The organism is Gluconacetobacter aggeris, assembly GCF_014174395.1.
Taxonomy (GTDB): domain Bacteria; phylum Pseudomonadota; class Alphaproteobacteria; order Acetobacterales; family Acetobacteraceae; genus Gluconacetobacter; species Gluconacetobacter aggeris.
In genome coordinates this window covers 89,005-110,079 of sequence record NZ_JABEQD010000001.1, presented here as the reverse complement: position 1 = coordinate 110,079, position 21,075 = coordinate 89,005, and the positions used below count along the sequence as shown (strand labels likewise).

Genomic DNA, 21,075 nt, shown 5'->3' with positions numbered 1-21,075 from the left:
CAGCTTTGCGACAGTCGCGACGGGCCGGGACACGTTCGTGTGAAAGAGCTTACTGGATCGTAGCGAACCGAAAACCTTCGTGACGATAAGCACGCTGGTCGGCAATAGCCATGGGGCCGCAGCCTCACGAGTTGTTCCGGATCACGGAAACTTCAATAAAGAATAGGAACATACGCGAGATGATTACGAGTGTGTTCTCGATCGTCACCTCGATCCTGATGGCCCTTGTGGGGCTTTTTCTTTTCCTGGGTGGTGGATACCTGCTCGTCCTGGGCGGGTCCTGGTTCTACGCCCTGGCGGGCGCCGTCATGATCGGCTCCGCGCTGGCGGGATTCAAATCGCCCAAACTGGCGCTGCGGCTCTATGCCGGTCTGCTCCTGTTCGCCACCTTGTGGTCGCTCTACGAGGTCGGCTTCAACATCTGGAACCTCGAAGTCCGCCTGCTCACGCTGGTGGGCATCGGTGTGTGGATGCTGCTGCCATGGGTCTGGCGGCAGGGCGGAACCTGGCTGGCCGACAAGCGCGAAATGCTGGGCGCGGTCGGCGTCGGCACCCTGGCGCTGGTGGTCAGTTGCTTCACCGCCTACTCGATCGACGGCACGGTGCCGGCCGACCGCATGGCGGCGCATGAAGCCGCCGATTCCGCCGCCGACGGCATCCCCGCCGGCGATTGGCAGGCCTATGGCCGCACCATGGGCGGTGACCGCTATTCGCCGCTGGACCAGATCACGACCGCCAATGTCGGCCATCTGAAGCGCGCGTGGCTGACGCGGACGGGCGACGTTCGTCAGGATGGCGAGGGCACGGTCGCCGGCCCCGACCAGGGGCATGAGTTCAACCTGGAAGTCACGCCGATCAAGGTCGGCGACACGCTGTACATGTGCACGCCCCATAGCTGGGTGATGGCGCTGGACGCGGCGACCGGCAAGGTCAAATGGAAGTTCGACCCGCACCCGGCGAAGGCCGACCAGGAGAAGAACGTCTATCTCTCCTGCCGTGGCGTGACCTATTACAAGATCCCGGACGAAATCCAGACCAACTGCCGCACGCGCATCTACTCGCCGGTGGCCGATGTGCGCATCGTGGCGCTCGATGCCGAAACCGGCAAGCCGTGCGACGATTTCGGCGATCATGGCTTCATTTCGCTGCGCCAGTATCTGGGCCATGTGCCGCACGGGTTCCATTTCGTCACCTCGCCGCCGCTGGTGGCCAAGAACCGCCTGATCACCGGCGGCTGGATCTTCGACAACCAGGCCAATTTCGAACCCTCGGGCGCCGTGCGCGGCTTCGACGCCACGACGGGCGCGATCGCCTGGGCCTGGGATGCCGGCCACACGCCGGAAACCTGGACACCCGGTCCGGATGACGTGCTGACGCGCGACACGCCGAACGCCTGGGGCGTCTACACGGCCGACCCCGACCTGGGCCTGGTCTATATCCCCACCGGCAATTCGCCGCCGGATAACTGGGGCGGCTCGCGCCGTCCGTTCGACGACGCCACCTCCTCGGCGACGATCGCGCTGGATATCGTGACCGGCGAACGCCGCTGGACCTACCAGACCGTGCATCACGACCTGTGGGACATGGACATCCCGTCCGGCCCGTCGATGGTCGACCTCCCCGGCCCGAATGGCGAGATGATTCCCGCCCTGGTGCAGAGCACCAAGCGCGGCGAATTCTTCGTCCTGGACCGCCGCACCGGCCAGCCGGTCCCCGGCTACCCGGTCGAGGAACGCAAGGTGCCGACCGCCGGCGTCGCCCCCGACGACCATGTCACGCCGACCCAGCCCTACCCGACCGCGATGCCCTCGGTCTCGCCGCCGGACCTGAAAGAGACCGACATGTGGGGTGCCACGCTGCTGGATCAGATGATCTGCCGCATCCAGTACCGCCAGTCGGCCTATGACGGGCAGTTCACCCCGCCGCATATCGGCCAGACCACGATCGTCTACCCGGCCTTCTACGGCATCGTCGACTGGCAGGGCATCACGATCGACCCGCAGCGCAAGATCATGCTGGCGAATGCGAGCTACCTGCCGTTCCGCATCAAGCTCGACCACCGCCAGACGCTGGAAGGGCCGGGCATCCTGCCCAAATGGAACGGCCAGGGCGAAGAGCCCGCGGCCAAGGGTGACGCGCTGTCGGTCTCGCCGGATTACGGCACGCCCTACATCGCCTACACCAACCCGTGGCTGAACCCGCTGCAGATCCCCTGCAAGGGCCCGGTCTGGGGCACGCTGACGGCGATCGACCTGGTGACGAAGAAGATCATCTGGCAGCACCCGGTCGGCACCACCCGCGACACCGGCCCGTTCCGGACGCACGACAACCTGCCTTTGCCCACCGGCATGTATAATATCGGCGGCAACATCGTGACCAAGGGCGGCGTCGTCTTCATGGGCGCCACCGCCGACGACTACCTGCGGGCCTTCGACCTTGCGACGGGCAAGGTGATCTGGCGCGACCGCCTGCCGGCGGGCGGCCAGGCCACCCCGATGTCCTACGAGATCGGCGGCAAGCAGTATGTCCTGATCGCGGCCGGCGGCCATGGCGGCCTGGGCACGCGCAGCGGCGACTACATCATCGCCTATACACTCGACGGCGCGCAGGGAACCGGCGCGACCGCCCAATAATCAATAATAAACAGCAACAGATGCCGGGCGCGCACGATGCGCGCCCGGCATCGCCCCCAACGGAATCAAACCCATGCGTTTGACAGAACGGCCGGAATGGCTTCGGGCCCTGGTCCGGTTTTCCATCCCCGGCATCGCGTTGCTCGGCGCGGCCTCCGCGGCGCAGGCGTCGGACGTCACACTGGGCATCATCGGCCCCCACGAATACGACCTGCCGGTCGATTTCAAGCCCTTCAACGTGCTGGTGCAGTACGGCGACGGCAACGCGGCCGGCTCCTATTACAACGGCTCGGGGCAGCGCACGCCAGGGCAGGGCAGCCACACCTGGTCGGGCCTGACCAAATACGTCCATTTCCGCAGCTTCGAGGCCATTCCCCATGTGGGCTTCGCCTTCGAGATCATCCAGGCCGAAAGCTTCACCCTGGCCAACGGCAAGAACTATGGCGGCCTGGGCCCCACCATCGTCGGCCCCGCCGCCTGGTTCAAGCCGAACGCCCACAGCACTTTCGGCTTCCAGACCTTCATGCAGACCCCGGTGGGCACGCGTGACGCCACCTCGCCCAATTACTGGTCCAACATCTCCAGCTTCATCTTCGACTATGAATGGAAACATTTCAGCTTCGACGGCGACGTGGGTACCGTCGTGGGCTCGACGAAGCATATCAGGGGCCAGAACAGCTATTTCCCCGGCGTGGTCTTCTATTCCAACCTGCGCTGGAGCTGGAAGGCCACCAAACTGCTCGAACCGTTCTTCGCGCTCGACTGGCAGAACGTCACCGGCACCTACAACAACACGCACCGCACCTACGTCAAGGATTCCAGCAGCCGCGAGGTCGCGCTGGGCGTGGGCATGATGTTCAATATCGCGAAGAACTTCTCCTTCACCACCCGCTACACGCATTCGGTCGAAGGCCGCAACACGCCCGAAAGCAACGCCTATTACATCAAGCTGGTCTATCTCTGGTAACCCGCCCGCCGGTAACCCGCCTGTAGCCGGTTCCCATCATCACGACTTCTTGCCGCCGCGCCCCGTGCCGGGCATTGACCTGACGGTGGCCAGAAGATGTATATGTATTATGCGTACATTCAGGACCGGAACGTCCTGGCAGATCTTGTGGGGGCGCCGTCGCCGGCCCGATGCGGCCGGTCCGGCGCTCCATAGCGTGTTGTGAAGAAGCGGGCGCGGCGGCAGGCGATGGAACAGGCAGGTCTCCTGAGAGGCCGCACCGGCACGGTGCGAAACAGCGCCGGCGGCTTCATGGTGGAACGCTCGTGGCAGCGCTGCGCCGCCGCCCACAATGTCGATCCGGCCCAGGGCTGGGCGGCCGACATTCTCAGCGGTGCCGAATTCCGCCAGGTCAGCGGGCGCTCCGTCCCGCTGATGCGGGCGGCCCTGCCCGAAATGCGCCGCCTGTTCGACCTGGTTTATCCCATGGGCCTGCTGGTGCTGCTGGCCGACCCCGACGCCACGCTGCTGGCCCGCTGCGCGGACGAGGCCCAGTCGGCCCATTGCCGCCGGATGGGCCTGCTACAGGGCGCGATGTGGGACGAGGCCCTCGCCGGCACCAACGGCGTGGGCACCTGCGTGCGCGACGGCGATCCGATCTTCCTCGGCCAGGGCGAGCATTGGCGTTTCTGCCTGTCGCTGCTGGCCAGTTTCGCGACCCCGATCTTCGACGCCCAGGGGCAGATGGTCGGGGCGCTCAATCTCGCCGCCTTCCACGGCGATTCGTCCCGCCCCGCCGCCCCCCTGCTGATGGACACGCTCACCCTGGCCGGCCGCCGGATCGAGGAGCAATTGTTCCGCACCCGCTATGACGGGCGCAAGGTGCTGCTGCTGGACGCGGCCGATGGCTGCTCCGCCCCGCTGGTCGCGATCGACGAAGACGGGCAGGTGGTCGGCGCCACCCGTGCCGCGCGTACGCTGATGCACTGGACGGACGAGATGATCCGCGAGCAGCCCAACCTGCTCTCGGCCCTCGAAGGCGACGACTCCCCCAGCTTCCGCAAGGCGGAGGAAAGCGTCCTCCGCACGGCACTCGCCGCCACCCAGGGCAACGTCACCCGCGCGGCCCGCACCCTCGGCATCAGCCGCGCCACCTTCTATCGCAAGATGCGCATGCTCGGCATCGCATAACCGCCTGGCTTGTGGATCACAAACTCTATGTTTGTTTCGTTCCCTCACAAGCTCGATTAATATGTAACAACACCTCGCAAAAGCTTCAGGTGTAGATTTTTTCGAGTTTCCTGGTTCCCTCGGCCAGAATGGTGCGGTCATGCGCCAAAGTTTTATTTTCCTGAAGAATTTCCGCCTTGCTTTCGCGTAGAGACGCATCAATGCCCGAAAAAATCTCGATGATCTGCTCGTTCACCCACTGGGTTGCTGCGTCCTTGAACGTGGAAAGATAGTTGTCAGCAGCATCTTGGATTGCCTGCATGATCCGCTCTTTGGCTTGTCGTTCTGCCCGGTCCTGAGATATAGCGTGGCCTACTGAATACAAAGCGGTGCCAATAGCCAAGGCAGGTCCAACCGCCTTACCGATTTTCTCGGCAGCTAGGCCAATCTTCTTTTCACCAACACCCTTGAAGAGAGATTTCAGAATATTGTGTCCTGGTTTTTTGGAGAGCTCTTTGCCGTAGGTCAGAACGTTCTTCGCCACTCCGGCCATATCCTGGGAAGATATTCCCGACAGATGCTGGCCGAGACTCCTGGTCATCTCTGTAAGTTCGCCTGCCAAGGCCCCGCGGCCGCCGTCCGTACCTATATCCATGTGAATGTGACCTGCTCCAACCCTTCCAATTGAAGAGATCTCGGTCGGTTGATAGTTCTGATCGAGCTCGCGGAAGACCTCTTCGGCTTCCTTCACGAGCGATTCCAAGACTTTCTTCTCCATCTGCTCAGTAATCGCGTTGAGTTCGTCGGGTGGATATCCGACATCTTCCGCCTTCGAACGGCAATAGGCGGCCACGCGAGGCTTATTGTTGACGACCGCTGTATCGAGGGCCGTTCCTGTCCTGGTCCGGATCCTCTCCTTACCTTTGCGAACACCCTGGTCAAGCTCCTCTACATTTTTGCTTTCCCGAGTGCCTTGCTTTTCTTCCAGGCTCCGGCCGGCGGCATCGATCAGGTCTTGGACATCCTTGGCAGCGGAACGGCAGACGGTAGCGAAATCGCAGGTATCAAGAAAGGCCGCCAGCTTTTGCTCAAGCTGCTCCAGCCCACTTCGTTTGATGAGGAGATTCTTATCCTCAAGACGACCTTTGAGTGCTGTGCGGGCGTTTACGACGCTGACAGGCACCGTCTCGAGGATGTCCTGGACCCCTGCCTTGTCTGCTGCCATCTGCATGTGGGCCCGTGCGCCATCAATAACAGTCAGGAAATCCTCACTATCGCGCTCGAGACCCAGCTTGTCGTTGATGACCAGCATGACCCGGCGATTTCTGGCGACAATGTCCACCATAGCTTCCCATGTGGCATTTTCGGCTGCCGTACCTCCTGCTGCGACTACGAACAGAACCACGTCGCTCTGGTTGAGAGAGTCCTCAGTGACTTCTTCATGCTCGATCGGCGCGTCTATGCCAGGGGTATCCAGAAGAGAATATCCTTTCCAGTCATATCCCTTGACTTCTGCGGTTTCCGGGCGATCGGCCATTGAAGCCTTCTCGGCTCCCATCAGAGCATTGAGCAAAGTACTTTTACCTGCATTATAGACTCCATAGACCATGATCCGAGGCCGATCGGTCTTGGATTTGGCTGTCAGATTGGCAGCCATCTCTTCCTCTTTCTCCGGTCCAAGCCAGTATTTGACGACAGGTCTGACTTTCTCGAAAGTGGTCAGGATGTTATCGAAATCAGGGATTTCCATTAACTAGTTCCTCTTGAATGCTCAGTACGCTCTGGTTCACGCTGGCTTCAAGGCCGCGGATTTTATCGATAAAAAAAGACAGTGAGGTCTGATTTCTGTTGGTGATCCACTCGTTGAGTGTTTCCTGCAACTGTGTCCTGGCGGCTTTCGACCATTCTTCGATCTGCCGGTAGGCTCCGTTAAAGACCTCTGCCGTATTGAAACCATGGCTGACGGTAACTTTTCGGGGTCCATCCAGAAGGGAACCAGCCGCCTTGCCTATGAGGCCTCCCACAGGGGCCGTGACAAGGCTGAAAAGACCCACCCCCAAGTAACCACCGATAGCAGTACCGACCGCCGCGGTGATGTTGCTCCCAAGATGGCTCTCATGCGTGGTTGTTTCCTTGATTTCCTTATAGAGCGGTATCCCACTCGGCTTCTTCAGCTTGACCTTGAATGAACTAATTCCTCCGTCACGGCCGAAAATACCAAACAATAGCTTTCCGTTTTCTCCTAGAGAATGTCGAAAGGCCTCACGTAAGTCGTTTTTCAGCATCATATTACGCTGCTCACCGGCGTATTTGCTGACCATCTGATGCGTGATCGGCCTGAGTTCATGGTTCATCGCGGATTCAGTGGCCTGACACTCGATCCGGACTTCCTTTTCTTTCTGACGGATTTCCCTCTCGAAAAGTGCGCAAGGGGACTGATATGCTTTCAGGCTGTCGGATGTCTTGCTGAGGCATGTCTTCAGGTCATTGAGGGTGGCTTTGGACCGGCTGTCCATTCCATGGGATTTGAATTTTTCTATCAGGATCGAGAAGAACTCTTCCATCCCACTCTCACTCCACCTTTCAACTTCCGAGACCTGACCTTCAGATGCGAAACGAACTGACAAGGACAAGACCGAGAAGTCGCATGCTTCAATGCCGCTTTCTCCAACGGCACCCTCGATAAGAGCCCTGACCCTCTCACATTGTTCTCTACGGATGCTGTCGGACTTCATGAGAGTGGCCTGGATGAGTTCACCATCTGGCCCTTCGTCGTCGTCGAGAACATCACTGGCCGTAATGACAATGAGTAGCGGCTTCCCCCGACCAAGAAGCCGGACGATTTCCTCAAGATCTGATCTGCGTTCCGGACTGCTGGAGTTCAGGGTGTAGATGACAAGGTCAGCGGCATCGACGTATCGGGAAGCCAGTTTTCCATTCTCTTCGTTCACAGAATGAACACCTGGAGTATCTACCCAAGTGAAGCCGGGCAATGTGAAGCCCTGGATTGAGGACGTCGTTTCGCCGACGCCTATACCAAAACACTGCTGGCGGGCCATTTTGTCGGTGGACATTGCCTCATTGACACCGCCGCCAGCTTCATAAAAGAACTCTGGCCTTGGAGTTGCCCCTTCTATGTCCTCTTTCGTAGGCGTCGGAACCCCATAGGCGACAAAATTTCCCAATGACGACTTGCCGGCCTTCACTTTTCCAAAAACGCAGACCATGTGGCCGTGACCACGCTTGGTTGTGAACTCGCTGCGTTGCTTCAAAGACGTTAATTCATCAGACCAGATGCACTGAATATCATTTATCGCCTGTAGCCATCTCCCTCGTGCCTCGTTCAAAGGGTGGCTGGGTGGGAGTAACGCTCCCTCTTCTTTCACGCGGTCCAGAGCCTCATGAAGGGTGGACGACACGTGCGCCAGTGCTCCCGTGTAGTTCCTGGAGTTCGAAAGACCTTGAATTTTGACCATTTTGTCGACGAGACTTAAAAAATGGTGGCGGTCATTTATCATTGCAGGGCAGCCAGTTGCATCCATTTCCTGAACTACAAAATATTTTAGAAAGCCTAACAGTAACAGTTCGTTGCGGTCTATTCAAGCTGCCTCTGTTTGTTTCAAGATGACGACTGACAAGCATATCGTCATGCATGTGGACGGTCCGAAACCCTATTCAGACTTCTTCCCCACATGATAGCATCAATAGATTGTGATGTTCACTCAAGCGTGAAAGAGGCGCTTTTTTTCGAACCGTCCATCTCTGGCGATCTATCTTGTTAGTTTTTTATTCTCAGTATCGGACCGTCAGCTTGCCTGCAAAAAACGCCTGTCTGCTATGCGTGTAGACAGGCGGTATCCGCCCTCATGCCGGCCTCTGGTCATAGTCATGTCTGCCCCGCAAAGCGGTCGTTCTTCACGACCCCCGGCCGCTCCAAAGGACGTAGGGCATCGCCCCCACCCGCCCACACGTTCTACAAACCCAGTTCCGAGAGCGAGGGATGGTCGTCCGGGCGTCTCCCTTGCGGCCAGTGGAATAGGCGCTGTTCCGCCGAAATCGGCTGATCGTTGATCGAGGCGACGCGACGGCGCATCAGCCCGGCCTCGTCGAACTCCCAGTTTTCATTGCCGTGGGAACGGAACCACTGGCCCGTCTCGTCATGCCATTCATAGGCGAAGCGTACCGCAATCCGGTTTTCGCGGAACGCCCAGACCTCTTTGATCAGCCGGTACTCCTGCTCCCGCGCCCATTTGCGGGTCAGGAACAGGACGATTTCCTCCCTGCCGCAAAGAAACTCCGTGCGATTGCGCCACTGGCTGTCGGGCGTATAGGCCAGCGCGACCTTCTGCGGGTCGCGACTGTTCCAGGCATCTTCGGCCAGACGCGCCTTCAGCGCGGCGGTTTCGGTATCGAAGGGCGGAAAAGGCGGGCGAGACATGAGCGGACCTCCGGGTTCAGAACCTGATGAACGGACAGGCGGCGGCCCTGCATGCCTGCCTTTCGCGCGTGGCGGGAAGCTGCGCGATCCCCGCATGATAGCACACCAGGATCATCGACGGAGCCGTCTCGGGCCGGCCGGCACCGAACGGCGGTGGCGACGTGTATGCGAACCCGCGTTGAAAGGCCCGTGCCACCCCGGCCGGAACGGTCAGCATGAAATCGATGCCCCGTCACGCCGCCCGCCGGCCATGCTGCCATCAGGCCCGCCATGGGCTTTACCTGCGTCCGCCGCCATGCTCTCGCCAGCGTCACACCCGAATGGACGCTCCGCACCGCTGATTGCCGCATAAACTGCCGACACCAATTGTTACGATTGCACCCGATCCGACAGCCTGCAATCAACCCGCAGATCTTGCACGAACGTTGCCCGTTCGATAACGTGAGAATAATTCGCATTATCGTGGTGGCGCGTGCTTCGGAAAATTCATCGCTGGATCGGGCTGGGCCTGATCCTGCCGTTCGCGTTGCAGGGCCTGACCGGGCTCCTGCTGGTGGTCCTGCCGCTGCTGCTGGCCGGCCGTCCCGCCGTTCCGCCCCCTGGGGCGACGCCCGCGCCGGGCATCGGCGCCGAGGCCATGATCGCCGCCGCCCGCAGCGCGGCCCCCGCCGGCACGCTGCCCCTGCGCTTCGACCCGCCACGCTGGCCGGGCGACAGCGCGGTCGTCGCCTTCGGCCCGGCCGGCGAGCGCCACCCGGAATTCGAGGTGATGGTCGACCCAACCCACGCCGTAATCCTGCGCACCCACATCGTGCCGCATATCCTGCGCGTGCTGCACAATCTGCACGCCGACCTGCTGCTGCTGCCCTACGGCCAGAACGCGACCGGAATCATGGGCGTGCTGCTGAGCGTAATGGCCATCACCGGGCTGATCCTGTGGTGGCCGCATCCGGCCTTGTGGGCATCGGGCAAATGGCGCCGCACGATCACGATCTCCCCCCGCGCCAGGGGCTATCGCCTGTGGCGCGAAACCCATCTCAGCCTGGGCTTCTGGACGTCGGGGATCATGCTGTTCCTGGCCCTCAGCGGCACGGTCCTGGCCTTCCCCTTCGCCCGCCCGCTCTTCGGCATCCAGGGTGGCGACCGCCCGGCCCACACCCACACACACCATGCCGGCCACACGCCCGCCATCCCCGGCGAGCAGGGGCTGGACACCGCCATGGCCGCCGTGCAGGCCCAGATGCCCGACGCAATCCTGACCTCGGCCCGCCTGGGCGCCCGCCCGGCCGAGCAATCCTTCACCATCATCCTGCCCGCCTACGGCCCCAACCGCCCGGCCACCGTGCGCTATGACGCCGATGCCGACACGGTGCGCTTCACCCGCGATCCCGGCCGGCAGCGCACGGGCGAACTGACCTTCATATGGCTGCACACGCTGCACGAGGCCAAGCTGGCCGGCCCCGCCGTCATCGCCGGCCTGTGGCGCACCGCCGTCGGCCTCGCCGGCGCCGCCCTGTTCTTCTTCTCGCTCTCCGGCGGCGTCATGTGGGTCCTGCGCCGCCGCCACACGCAAGACCCGGGTAGCCGCCGTGCCGGACGCCGCCGGCACCCCAGACCGCATGCAGGCGCGCCACGCCCGGTCCCGCGGCGGCAATAAAAGGTGAAACGCAATCTCGAACGGGAGCGCCAGATGCAACTGGCGCGTGAGACGCTGCGGGAACAGGCGGCCGTTCAGGAACTGGCCAAGCGATAAAACGTCCGCTTGACCCGATACCGATCATAAGGCGCACGGTGCGATCGCGTGATCAGGCGGCCAGCGACGGAAATGGCGGGGGAGGGGGAAAGCACGGTTTCCCCAACAAGCGCCCTCCGTCCACAGCCATTCCCGACACATTCAACTCCGCATTTGCTGGCCGCTGTTTTTCTGCAGGCGCGCGATGGCCACACTGGCCGCCAGCAAGCTGCCAAGAACCACGGCGAACTCCGCCAGGCTCCCGGCGAACGATAGCGGCATAGCGACATGTATACCCTCGACGCGCCAGATCATCATGACGGGATAACCGAGCAGATAGACAGCAAGCGCCTTCCGCCCGGCATCGGGGGCAATGGCGTCGAGCCAGGCCGGGCGCGCGCAGGAAGCCCCAAACCAGACCAGCAGCGGCACGCCGACACCCAGCAACGGCCAGCCGATAAAGCGGGTCGTCAGCAGGAGCATGCCCATGAATGACGCGAGAACGCAGACCGGGTGGAGCTTCGGGGTGCGCGCGCCATAGCGGTCATGGAGATGCCACAACAGCGCCCCACCGAAGAACCCCAGGCTCATCCGGGGCCACCCGCCCCAATAATGCACCGTGGACCAGCCTGCATTGGGATCATGCCAGACCGCGGCCAGCACAAGGCAGACCGACACCGCACCGGCCCACACCGCGAACAGCCGTCGCGGAGAACCGGGAACGCGCAGAAACGCCAGAAACGCAAAGCCGAACAGTTCCAGCACGATGGCCCAGCTCGGCGGATTGAGCGGAAAGACCGAGCCATGGACAAGCGTCGAGAAGACCGGCAGCAGGACCAGGCCCGAGAAAAAGGCGCCGATCCAGTTCGCAACCGTCCACCCGTCCGCATTGGCGAATGCAAAGGGCGCGAAGGCGCAGAGGCCCGCGACAAGGGCTATTGCATATATCGGGTAGACATGGGCGATGCGGTCACCGACAACCCGCCACCTGTTCGCAGCCATGACAGCCGGCTGCGACAGATAACGCATCGAGAGAAAGCCCTCGATCATGAAAAAAATGTCGATCGGGATCTGCCCCTGCGGCAACAGCCGCGCAACATAGGGCTCCGACCAATGACCGATGAAAATGCTGATACCGACGAGCAGGCGCAGTATCTGCAACGTCGGATAACCCTCATTCTGTCCGCGCGCGGGCAGCCGCGCCACAGCGATCCTTGTCGTCATGCGTCCGCGTCCTTCATTGTTCCGGAGGGGCGGGCCCGGACGTCGAACATCCGTTGGAACCTGTCAGGAAATGCGCGCCGGCGGCGCGTCCCGTATACGTGTCCCGTGCTTCGTGGCGGGTGATACATTCCGGTCCGATCCTGCTCACCAGGGCATATTTCCAAACAGGTTCCTGGCCGTGCCGCTGAAAGAAGGCCGCGTCACCGGACCATCGCCTCCGCGTCCCGGGCATCCTCTGCCTCTCCAAGCATGTGCAGCAACCTGCCGGCGCGCGCTTCGTTGCGCGCACCCACAATTTCGTGAATGAACGGTTGGCGGCCGCGACTGGCAGGATTGTTCCAAACGAGCCGCCAATATTAAGCTGCTCATATTAATATGTGGACGGGTCCGGCCCGATCCGGCCATCCGCCCGATCCAGACCGGCAATCTGCCGCATATCTTCCGCATCGAGCGCAAAATCGAAGACGGCGATATTCTCGTCGAGCCGCTTCGGCGTGGCCGATTTGGGAATGACGATCAGCCCACTGTCGATATGCCAGCGGATGATCACCTGCGCCGCGGTCCTGCCGTGCTTCGCGGCAATCGTCGCAATCACCGGGTCGTCCAGCATCTGCCCCTGGCCGAGCGGGCTCCAGGATTCGGTCCTGATCCCATGTGCGTCATTGACGGCACGCAGCGCACGCTGCTGAAAACGCGGATGCAGTTCGATCTGGTTGACCGCCGGCACCACGCCGGTCGCATCGATGATACGCGCCAGGTCCTCGGCACGGAAATTCGACACGCCGATCGACGCCACCCGCCCTTCCTGGCGGAGCGCGACCATCGCCTTCCAGGTCTCGACGAACCGGCCCTCGGCGGGCTTGGGCCAGTGGATCAGATAGAGGTCGAGCCTCTCGCGGCGCAGCCTGCGCAGGCTGGCGTCAAACGCCCGCAACGTCGCGTCATAACCCTGCTCATCATTCCGGACCTTGGTCGTCACATAGATATCGGGATGGCCCGCCAGCCCCTCTCCCACGCCCTCTTCATTGCCATAGATCGCGGCCGTGTCCACGGCCAGATAGCCGGCCGCGACCGCATGCCGCACGATCGCAGCCGTCTCCCCGGCCGGCGTCTGCCACACGCCTAGGCCCATCTGGGGCATCGTCGTGCCGTCATTGAGCGGGATATGCGGCTGGGCACGCTTGCTGCCGGGCATATGGGGCATGTCGTTCATCTTCCGTCTCTCACCCTCTCTTCATGATCGTTTCACGACGCCACGGCTCATGACGCCACGGCCACTCGCGAGCCGCCTGAAACCACGTCCTCCATCCATTCTCGAATCATGGCGATTTTGTATCGTTTTATTAAAATAGGAAAACTCTTCCCAGGCAGCGCGGAAGGCCCGGGCGAGAGCGGTTTCACGCGTGCCCACCCCGCAATCCGGCAATGGCGGCGCCTGCCAATGACGATCTCACGTTTTTCAGGAAAACCCAACTCTTTCCTTTTTCTTCCAGAATCCGGTGTGTCCCGCCCCTTCAAGAGATCGTGTAAGAGAAAATCCCCTCTCCCCTTGTCCGGCGCACGATCGTGCCGACCTACCCACCGTGGTCCAAGCAACAGGAGGCCATCATGGCGGATACCACAACCAGAATTGACGAGACGCACGAACTCATCGCTTCCGACAAGGTCGAGGGCACGGCGGTCTATTCACCAGCCAACGAAAAGCTGGGAACGATCAGTCATTTCATGGTCGATAAACAGACCGGCCACGTGGCCTATGCCGTCATGAGTTTCGGCGGCTTTCTCGGAATGGGCAACAGCTACCATCCCCTTCCATGGCGGACCCTGCATTACGACGTAAATCGCCAGGGTTATGTCGTCGACCTGACACCGGATCAACTGAAGGGGGCCCCGAGTTACACCTCGGAAACCATGCCGAACTGGAGCGACCAATTATACGGTCACCAGATCGACCAATATTATGAAGGCACCCTGGGGCATTGACGCCCTTCCGGTCCCGAACGCGCATCCGGCGTGGCAGCCCGCCACGTCGGGATGCCCCTCCCGATTCAAAAAATACCCTGTGAAAGAACAGTATTAACGAATCGGAGAAGGGGACTGCCCGGGGTGCCCCAGCAGCTCGAATTCGCCGATCGTCGCCGGATGCGCCCCCTCAGGCCGCCAGCGATACAGAAGATGCGGGCGCGGGTCCGCGATCAGGAAGGGCCGGGTCTGCCGCTTCCATGCGAAATGCTGGGCCTCGCGACGGTCGATGACCGTCCAGTGTACACCATCATCCGATGCCGCAAGATCCCACGCCTGCGCACCATCGTTCAGGTCGCCGCCCGACGTGACCGTATAGGCCAGCGCGGTCGCCGCATGAGGAAACACCGCCGTCAGGCCGTCGCCCGGCACCGGCGCACTGGTCATCGCATCATTGTCGAACAGCGCGGCAGGTCCCTGTCCACGCGCCTGTTCCCGGTCTATCAGGTCCACGGCCGGTTCGGGCATGGCGCTCCCACGGGTCAGGGAGGGCAGGGCGGCATCCGCCCCCGTCCCCCACGTCGACGGCCGGTCGCCCATCGTGAAATGCAATGTGCCGCCGGCGGCAATTTCGGCATGGGACAACCACCACCGCGTCAGCTTCCTGCCGTTCAGCGTCACGGACTGGATAAATCGCCGGCGATCGCTCACGCCCGGCGCCTCGATCGTCAGGCGCCGCCCATTGTCGAAGGCAAGCTGCATCGTCTCGAAACGCGGCGCGCCGATCGCATAGGTCGGCGTGCCGACCCGCAACGGGTAGAAACCGGCGGCGCTGAACACCCACCAGGCCGACATCTCGCCATTATCCTCGTCGCCCGGATAGCCCTGCCCGATCGCCGTGCCGCGATACAGCCGGTTCATGACATCGCGGATCTTGTCCTGGGCCTTCCACGGCTGCCCCGCGAAATCGTACATATAGAGGATATGATGCGCCGGCTGGTTACTGTGGCTGTATTGTCCCATGCGGATATCGTGCATCTCCCGCATCTCATGGATAACGCCGCCATACGCGCCCACATGATAGACGCCCGGCGTCGCAAAATAGGCATCGAGCTTGCGGGCCAGCCCCGCGCGACCGCCATAGAGGTTCATCAGCCCCTGCGCATCCTGAACCGGATCGAACGCCATGGTCCAGGCATTCGTCTCCGTATAATCTTCCCCCCACGCCAGCGGGTCGAACATGTCCTTGCCGACGCGCCACGCGCCATCCGGCCGCCGCCCGACAAAGAATCCAACATCGCGGTCGAACAGATTGACATAGTTCAGCGCGCGATTCCGCAGATACCAGGCCTCCGCCTCGAAATCCGCCCGTTCCGCCGATCCCGCACGCGCCATCCGCGCCAGATCCGCCGCCATCGTGCCGATCGCGAAATCATTGAGCGTGGAAGCATCGGACCAGGACAGCGCCTCATCCGTGTCGGTGTCCGTGTACCCCCGGAAGATGGAACGCGCCAACCCCTTGCGCCCCACACCCGGATCATCCGGCACCACGGTCGCATCCTTCAACGCCGCATGGTAGAAACTGGAAATATCGAAATTCCGCACACCCTTTCCCCAGGCATCGGCAAAGGCGACATCGGCACTCGTCCCCGTCATCAGGTCCGCATAGCCCGGAGAAGACCAGCGCGCGATCCACCCGCCTTCGCGATATTGCTGCACGAACCCGTCGATCAGCGTCCCCGCCTCGCCGGGGCTCAACAGCGCATAGGCGGGCCACGCCGTCCGATACGTGTCCCAGAACCCGTTATTGACAAAGAGCTTCCCCGTCTCGACCCGCGCCCCCGTATGCGTCTCGCTGTTCGGCCCCGCCGGCGCCACGAACGGGCTGGCATGCACGAAGGACGGCACCTGTGGGCTGCCGGCATTCTCGTACGCTTCGTTCGGATAGAGATAGAGACGGTAAAGATTGCCGTAGAGCGTCTTCTGTTCGTCAATCGGCGCGCCGGGAATCGCCACCCGCGTCAGAATCCTGTTCCATTCGGCCCTTGCCGCCGCCGCCACGGCGTCGAATGTCGTCCCCTCCGGCAATTCCATCGCCATGGTGTGCTGCGCCTGGTCGATGCCGATCAGCGATGTCGCGATCCGCAGCGTCACCGGCCGGCCGCCGGCGGTATCGAACGCCGCCCATGCCTGCACATCGTCGCGCTTCTGGCCCGTCATGCGTCCCTGCGCCCTGGCGGGACGATCGAAGACGATATGGACGAACATGCGCGTCGCCCCGGTCGACAGGTCGCTGGCAACATCCGTGTAGCCATCGGCGCTCATGCCGTCCTTGGCGATGACGATGCGCCCGTGATCGCTGATATTGTCGAACGCGATCTGCCCTTCGTCACCCGTATAGGAAAAACGCATGATGGCGGCATGGTCCGTCGGCGCAACCTCCGCGACGATCCCATTGTCGAGCGCCACCCGGTAACGATAGGGCAACGCCGCCTCATGCGCGTGATCGAAACCTGCCGACCGCAGCCCCCGGTCGGCGGCGGGCGGCGCACCGCCCGGCACAGGCATGATCTGGAATGTCTGCCGGTCCCCCATCCAGGGGCTGGGCTCGTGGCTGAGCGAGATCGCCTGAAGCCTCGGCCTGTTCTGCGCGTCGTTCCGGTCCTGATACTGGTAAAGCCAGTCGGAATCGCCGCGCGTGACCGGCGTCCAGAAATTGAATCCATGCGGCACGGCAACGGCGGGAAAATTGTTCCCGCGCGAATAATGGCCGTTTGCATTCGTGCCGCGCCGTGTATCGACCAGCTCGGCAGGCGTGGCCCCTTGCATGCTTTCCGCATCGCCGATGCTGATATCATCGAAATAGACGTGATAGGCCCCACCTCCGGGCCGCCCCGCCTGCACTTCGATCGCCGCGATATGCTTGTGAAGCGCGATCGCCCCCAGGGGCACTTCGACCATGTTCCACTGGTTCGGATACAGGCTCCGTCCCTGTCCCTGCGGGGTCAGCGGCGCGCCGGCAATATCCCGCGCCCCCAGCGACGAGGCCCGGCTGCCATCGTCAAAGACGATATCGAGCGCCGTCCCGGTCGCAGGGTCGGTCAGGGACAGCGGATCATCGACGGGAAAGATCATATAGCGCAGCACGCTGTCCGGCGTGATCGCCGCCCGACCCGCCGGCGGCACCGTCTTCACGACCGCACGCACCGGCACGCCGCGCGCATCGAACCGCATCGCGTGCAGGCCCGTAAACCCGCTATCGGGATGCGCCGTCACCACCTCGTTTCTTCCCGGCCCCGCAACCAGCGAAGCTGCCCAGCCAGGACCCGAGAGGGGAGGGAAGCTGTCGGCACCATCGAAGCGCTCGGACAGGACAGGCGCCCCCTGCGCGGCAGAGACCGCACCGCATGCGGACGAAAGGACGATCAGCGCGGCATACCCCGCCCCAAAATGGCGTTTCATGGTCATGCTTCCTGCGAATGGGACCGAACGAGGCCCATTTCGCCTCTCCGTCCAGGCGCCTCATGAAAGACCGGCCACACGCAATGATCAACCGGCCGCCCATGCGGATTCAAAACATCCATTCAGGAACGATGCCCGTTCAAAAAACAAAATCCCAAAAAAGATAAGAAGTTTTTTGGTTCTTTTTTTCAAAAAAGAACAGAAACAACCGCCGCTTCCCCCCTCAGCCCCCCATATCCAGAAGCGCCTGAAGCTCCCCAATCCCGCTCTCCGCAAAAACCCGCACGCCATGGGCGCGCAACAGCGCAGTCGTCACACCCACGCCGTCATGCCGCCCGCCGCCGAAGCTCCCGTCATAAATGAAGCGGCTCCCGCAGGACGGGCTGCCATCGGTCAGGATGGCAAACCGGCACGTATGCTCCCGGGCCAGGTTCAGGGCAATTTCGGCCCCTGCGATAAAGAGATCCGACACATCCGCGCCATCGGTCGTGATCACACGGGCCGCCCCCGCCAGCACCGCCTGACCGGACTGTCCGCCCGCGATTTCGGCAGGCGGGCGCGGCACAGGGAAGCCCGCCGAAAGCTCGGGGCAGACGGGCACCAGCCGTCCTTCGGCCTGCCACCGGTCCAGGGCCGGGTGCCGGGCGGATCTGGCCCCCCCGTCATAGCGGACAGGGTGGCCCAGAAGACAGGCACTGATCAGGATCTTCGCGTTCGCCATGGCCAACTCTACCATGGCAGCGGACAGATCGTTACCGCCTCAAACGAGTTCGGCCAGTGCCGCGCGGTCGAAACCCTTCAGGTTCTCATGGTCCCCGGCCTTGACCTTCACCACCCAGTCCGGATCGCTGAGCAGCGCACGGCCGACGGCGATCAGGTCGAACTCGTCACGTTCCATCCGCGCGATCAGCGGCGCGATCCCGGTCGAATCCGCACCTTCCCCGTTAAAGGTCGCCACCATATCCCCCGACAGCCCGACCGAACCGACACTGATGGTCGCGGCCCCGGTCAGCTTCTTCGCCCAGCCGGCAAAATTCAGGCCGTTCTCGCCGTCGATTTCCGGAAATTCAGGTTCCCAGAAGCGCCGCTGCGAGCAATGCAGAATATCCACACCGGCTTCGACCAGGGGCGCCAGCCAGTCCGTCATCAGCTCCGGCGTCTCGGCCAGCCGGGCGGCGTAATCCTGCTGCTTCCACTGGCTGACACGCAGGATGATGGGGAAATCATCGCCCACGGCCCGGCGCACCGCCGCCACCACTTCGGCCGCAAAGCGCGACCGTTCCCGGATGGTGGCACCGCCATAGCGGTCGGTCCGCCCATTGGTGCCCGACCAGAAGAACTGGTCGATCAGATACCCATGCGCTCCATGAAGCTCCAGCGTGTCGAAGCCAAGCTTCCTGGCCTCCACCGCCGCCTTCGCGAATGCCGCCACGGTGTCGGCAATCGCTTCCTCGCTCATGGCCTCGCCACGCGGCGCCTCGGGGGCCAGCAGGCCGGACGGGCTTTCGATTGGCGTCTCCGGCTGCCAGCCGGTCATGCCCGGTATCGACCCGGTATGCCAGATCTGCGGCCCCATGCGCCCACCGGCTTCATGCACGGCATCGATCACCTGCTTCCACCCCGCCAGCGCGGCATCCCCATGGAAGAAGGGAATCGTGGGCTCGTTGCGCGAAGTCGGCCGATCGATCACGGTCCCTTCGGACAGGATCAGCCCCACCTCCCGCTCGGCGCGACGACGATAATAGGCGGCATTGGCCTCTCCCGGCACGCCCTCGGGCGCGAACAGCCGGGTCATGGGGGCCATGACGATCCGGTTTTGGAGTTCGAGCCCCTTGAGGCGGAAGGGGCGAAAAAGCACGCTGTTTTCGGCACGAGACATCGACAGGCTCCGTTGTGATCCGGCGCCGGACGGTATACATCGTAGACCTGACGTCAATCAGGCACCTGAAGTCGCCCAGGTATATGCAAGGAAACCGCAGATGACGGTCTGCAACCCGCAACGTTTCGCCGGCGATTGCCCCAGCCGCATACTTTTCGACCAGATCGCGGACAAATGGTCGATGATGGTGCTGGCTGTCCTCCATGCCGGCCCCCTGCGTTTCAACGCCATCCGCCGCCTGCTGGAGGGCGTGACGCAGAAGGCCCTCACCCAGTGCCTGCGCCGTCTGGAACGCAACGGCCTGGTCTCCCGCCGCGTGATCACGACCTCCCCAGTCGCCGTCGAATACGACATCACCCCCCTGGGTCGCACCCTCCAGGACCCCCTCAAGGCCCTGTACGCCTGGACCTACGCAAAAATGCCGGAAGTCGAACAGGCCCGACAGGCATTCGATCGCCGGAACGGGAAGGGGTGATGTACGAGGGATTTTCCCGATCCCGTCTTGTTCGTAACCGTCCGAAAACGGCACGCTGCGCCGCAGAGCGTCTGATTTGGGGAGGATAGCGCCCCGGCCGGTTTCGGGGGGCATGAGGGGAAAGCTGCCGCTATCCGAGCTTCTCGATAATCGTGAAGTGTGGCTCGCCCCAAGCGTAGCGCCAACGGTCGTAACGGTATCCCGTGATCGCTGCCGCGAGATCGATTGGGGCGTCGATCAGATAGTCAACCTCGCCTTTGCTTCCGCCGTGAGCATCTTGCTGTTCCTTTTGCACCGCGGCGATACCATCGAACTCTTTCGGCACGGCTCCGGTTGAGTGAATGTCGTAGATACCCTTCTGTGCATCGTGCCAGACGTTCCAGACCATCTCTCCGGCTTGCGCTGCATGACAAGAGCTAAACATTACATGCTCTTCTACATGGCACCCGAGCATCTTCGCTGCAGACGATCGGTGGATGACATCAGGCCGAGACGCATATTCGAATGAGTTTGCCCAGATAATAGACCACCCGCTTGGCAAATATGCAATCGAGAACGGCGCTTCATTGGCCTCATCCGCGCGACCTGTGTCTCGGAAGCCCATAATCTCAAGCGCGTGCGCCTTTGGCACTTGTAAGCCAACCCACGATATCGAAAACCCCATATCACGCCCCGCAGTGCTAACTCCCGATTATTGGCATCGTGGTCCGTCATTGGAAATAGCCTTGATCATGCCCGAATTGCCGTCTCCGAGCGTCAGTTGCCGTAACCAACAAGCCTCGAACCGCGATCGGACCTTTCGATCGGAAACTTGCCGAGAGGCGCGAGCAATGGTTCGATGTCGGCTCCCACTTCAAGCCACTCGATCGACCGGAGTTCCATTGGGCCAAACTCTACCGTGTCCATATATGCCAGCGGACAGGCAAGGCTTGGCGGAAACCGCATCCTTTTCGGCTCGTCGACATCGATAAACTTCACCAGCATTTCGCGGATGCCAACGCTCGCTTCGGCAATCGCTCGGAAGGCTTTCCGCCATTTGGTGTCCGACATAAACGCGGCGGAGAATCCCGCCCTAGCCGCACGGCCTGCGGCGGCGGGATCAAGCTGGTTTGAGCGGTCCATCACGTGAGCATGGCAAACTCTCGGAAGGTCTG

The 21,075-nt window shown here is 62.1% G+C and carries 17 protein-coding genes; 6 read left to right on the top strand and 11 right to left on the bottom strand.

Annotated features, from left to right (window positions below):
• The first annotated feature begins 179 nt into the window (after positions 1–179).
• The 3 genes from HLH36_RS00495 (at position 180) to HLH36_RS00485 (ending at position 4,770) form a co-directional block, all read left to right on the top strand.
• Complete coding sequence (locus tag HLH36_RS00495; protein ID WP_182984574.1) at positions 180–2,633, top strand: membrane-bound PQQ-dependent dehydrogenase, glucose/quinate/shikimate family; 2,454 nt, start codon at positions 180–182, stop codon at positions 2,631–2,633.
• 73 nt (positions 2,634–2,706) lie between these two features.
• A complete protein-coding gene (locus tag HLH36_RS00490; protein ID WP_182984573.1) occupies positions 2,707–3,600 on the top strand; it encodes a transporter in 894 nt (297 codons plus the stop codon).
• A gap of 228 nt (positions 3,601–3,828) precedes the next feature.
• A complete protein-coding gene (locus HLH36_RS00485) occupies positions 3,829–4,770 on the top strand; it encodes a helix-turn-helix domain-containing protein (protein WP_182984572.1) in 942 nt (313 codons plus the stop codon).
• An 85-nt stretch (positions 4,771–4,855) separates the two neighbouring features.
• Here the strand turns inward: HLH36_RS00485 and HLH36_RS00480 are convergent, their stop codons facing one another.
• The 4 genes from HLH36_RS00480 to HLH36_RS00465 form a co-directional block, all read right to left on the bottom strand.
• A complete protein-coding gene (locus tag HLH36_RS00480; protein WP_182984571.1) occupies positions 4,856–6,499 on the bottom strand; it encodes a GTPase in 1,644 nt (547 codons plus the stop codon).
• The gene (locus tag HLH36_RS00475; protein ID WP_182984570.1) at positions 6,486–8,267 is read right to left on the bottom strand and encodes a dynamin family protein; all 1,782 of its coding nucleotides are present in this window, start codon (positions 8,265–8,267) and stop codon (positions 6,486–6,488) included. Before HLH36_RS00475 ends, HLH36_RS00480 begins: the two co-directional genes overlap by 14 nt.
• Positions 8,268–8,722: 455 nt before the next feature.
• Positions 8,723–9,187 (bottom strand): nuclear transport factor 2 family protein, encoded by a 465-nt coding sequence (locus HLH36_RS00470; RefSeq protein WP_182984569.1) that lies wholly within the window; start codon positions 9,185–9,187, stop codon positions 8,723–8,725.
• 16 nt (positions 9,188–9,203) lie between these two features.
• On the bottom strand, positions 9,204–9,404 hold the full coding sequence (locus tag HLH36_RS00465) for a hypothetical protein (RefSeq protein WP_182984568.1): 201 nt from the start codon (positions 9,402–9,404) through the stop codon (positions 9,204–9,206).
• Between the two features lie 255 nt (positions 9,405–9,659).
• Here HLH36_RS00465 and HLH36_RS00460 point away from each other — a divergent pair, with 255 nt between their 5' ends.
• A complete protein-coding gene (locus HLH36_RS00460) occupies positions 9,660–10,844 on the top strand; it encodes a PepSY domain-containing protein (RefSeq protein WP_182984567.1) in 1,185 nt (394 codons plus the stop codon).
• Between the two features lie 237 nt (positions 10,845–11,081).
• On the opposite strand, the gene HLH36_RS00450 is transcribed toward HLH36_RS00460, so the two are convergent.
• Complete coding sequence (locus HLH36_RS00450; RefSeq protein ID WP_246376255.1) at positions 11,082–12,143, bottom strand: acyltransferase family protein; 1,062 nt, start codon at positions 12,141–12,143, stop codon at positions 11,082–11,084.
• Between the two features lie 370 nt (positions 12,144–12,513).
• Positions 12,514–13,347 carry an aldo/keto reductase gene (locus HLH36_RS00445; RefSeq protein WP_220792645.1) on the bottom strand — a complete coding sequence of 278 codons (834 nt, stop codon included), beginning with the start codon at positions 13,345–13,347 and terminating at the stop codon, positions 12,514–12,516.
• A 404-nt stretch (positions 13,348–13,751) separates the two neighbouring features.
• On the opposite strand from HLH36_RS00445, the gene HLH36_RS00440 reads away from it, so the two are divergent.
• Positions 13,752–14,126, top strand: a complete 375-nt coding sequence (locus tag HLH36_RS00440; protein ID WP_182984566.1) for a PRC-barrel domain-containing protein — start codon at positions 13,752–13,754, stop codon at positions 14,124–14,126.
• Between the two features lie 93 nt (positions 14,127–14,219).
• Here the strand turns inward: HLH36_RS00440 and HLH36_RS00435 are convergent, their stop codons facing one another.
• The 3 genes from HLH36_RS00435 to HLH36_RS00425 form a co-directional block, all read right to left on the bottom strand.
• Positions 14,220–17,567, bottom strand: a complete 3,348-nt coding sequence (locus tag HLH36_RS00435) for a GH92 family glycosyl hydrolase (protein ID WP_246376253.1) — start codon at positions 17,565–17,567, stop codon at positions 14,220–14,222.
• A 223-nt stretch (positions 17,568–17,790) separates the two neighbouring features.
• Positions 17,791–18,288: a DUF523 domain-containing protein gene (locus HLH36_RS00430; protein ID WP_220792644.1), complete on the bottom strand. Its 498-nt coding sequence runs from the start codon at positions 18,286–18,288 to the stop codon at positions 17,791–17,793.
• Between the two features lie 39 nt (positions 18,289–18,327).
• Entirely contained in the window at positions 18,328–19,446 is a 1,119-nt protein-coding gene (locus HLH36_RS00425; protein ID WP_182984563.1) for an NADH:flavin oxidoreductase, read from the bottom strand.
• Positions 19,447–19,546: 100 nt separating this feature from the next.
• On the opposite strand from HLH36_RS00425, the gene HLH36_RS00420 reads away from it, so the two are divergent.
• On the top strand, positions 19,547–19,921 hold the full coding sequence (locus HLH36_RS00420) for a winged helix-turn-helix transcriptional regulator (RefSeq protein ID WP_182984562.1): 375 nt from the start codon (positions 19,547–19,549) through the stop codon (positions 19,919–19,921).
• Positions 19,922–20,051: 130 nt separating this feature from the next.
• On the opposite strand, the gene HLH36_RS00415 is transcribed toward HLH36_RS00420, so the two are convergent.
• A complete protein-coding gene (locus HLH36_RS00415) occupies positions 20,052–20,345 on the bottom strand; it encodes a hypothetical protein (RefSeq protein ID WP_182984561.1) in 294 nt (97 codons plus the stop codon).
• A gap of 332 nt (positions 20,346–20,677) precedes the next feature.
• Positions 20,678–21,043 (bottom strand): hypothetical protein, encoded by a 366-nt coding sequence (locus HLH36_RS00410; protein WP_182984560.1) that lies wholly within the window; start codon positions 21,041–21,043, stop codon positions 20,678–20,680.
• Positions 21,044–21,075 lie beyond the last annotated feature (32 nt).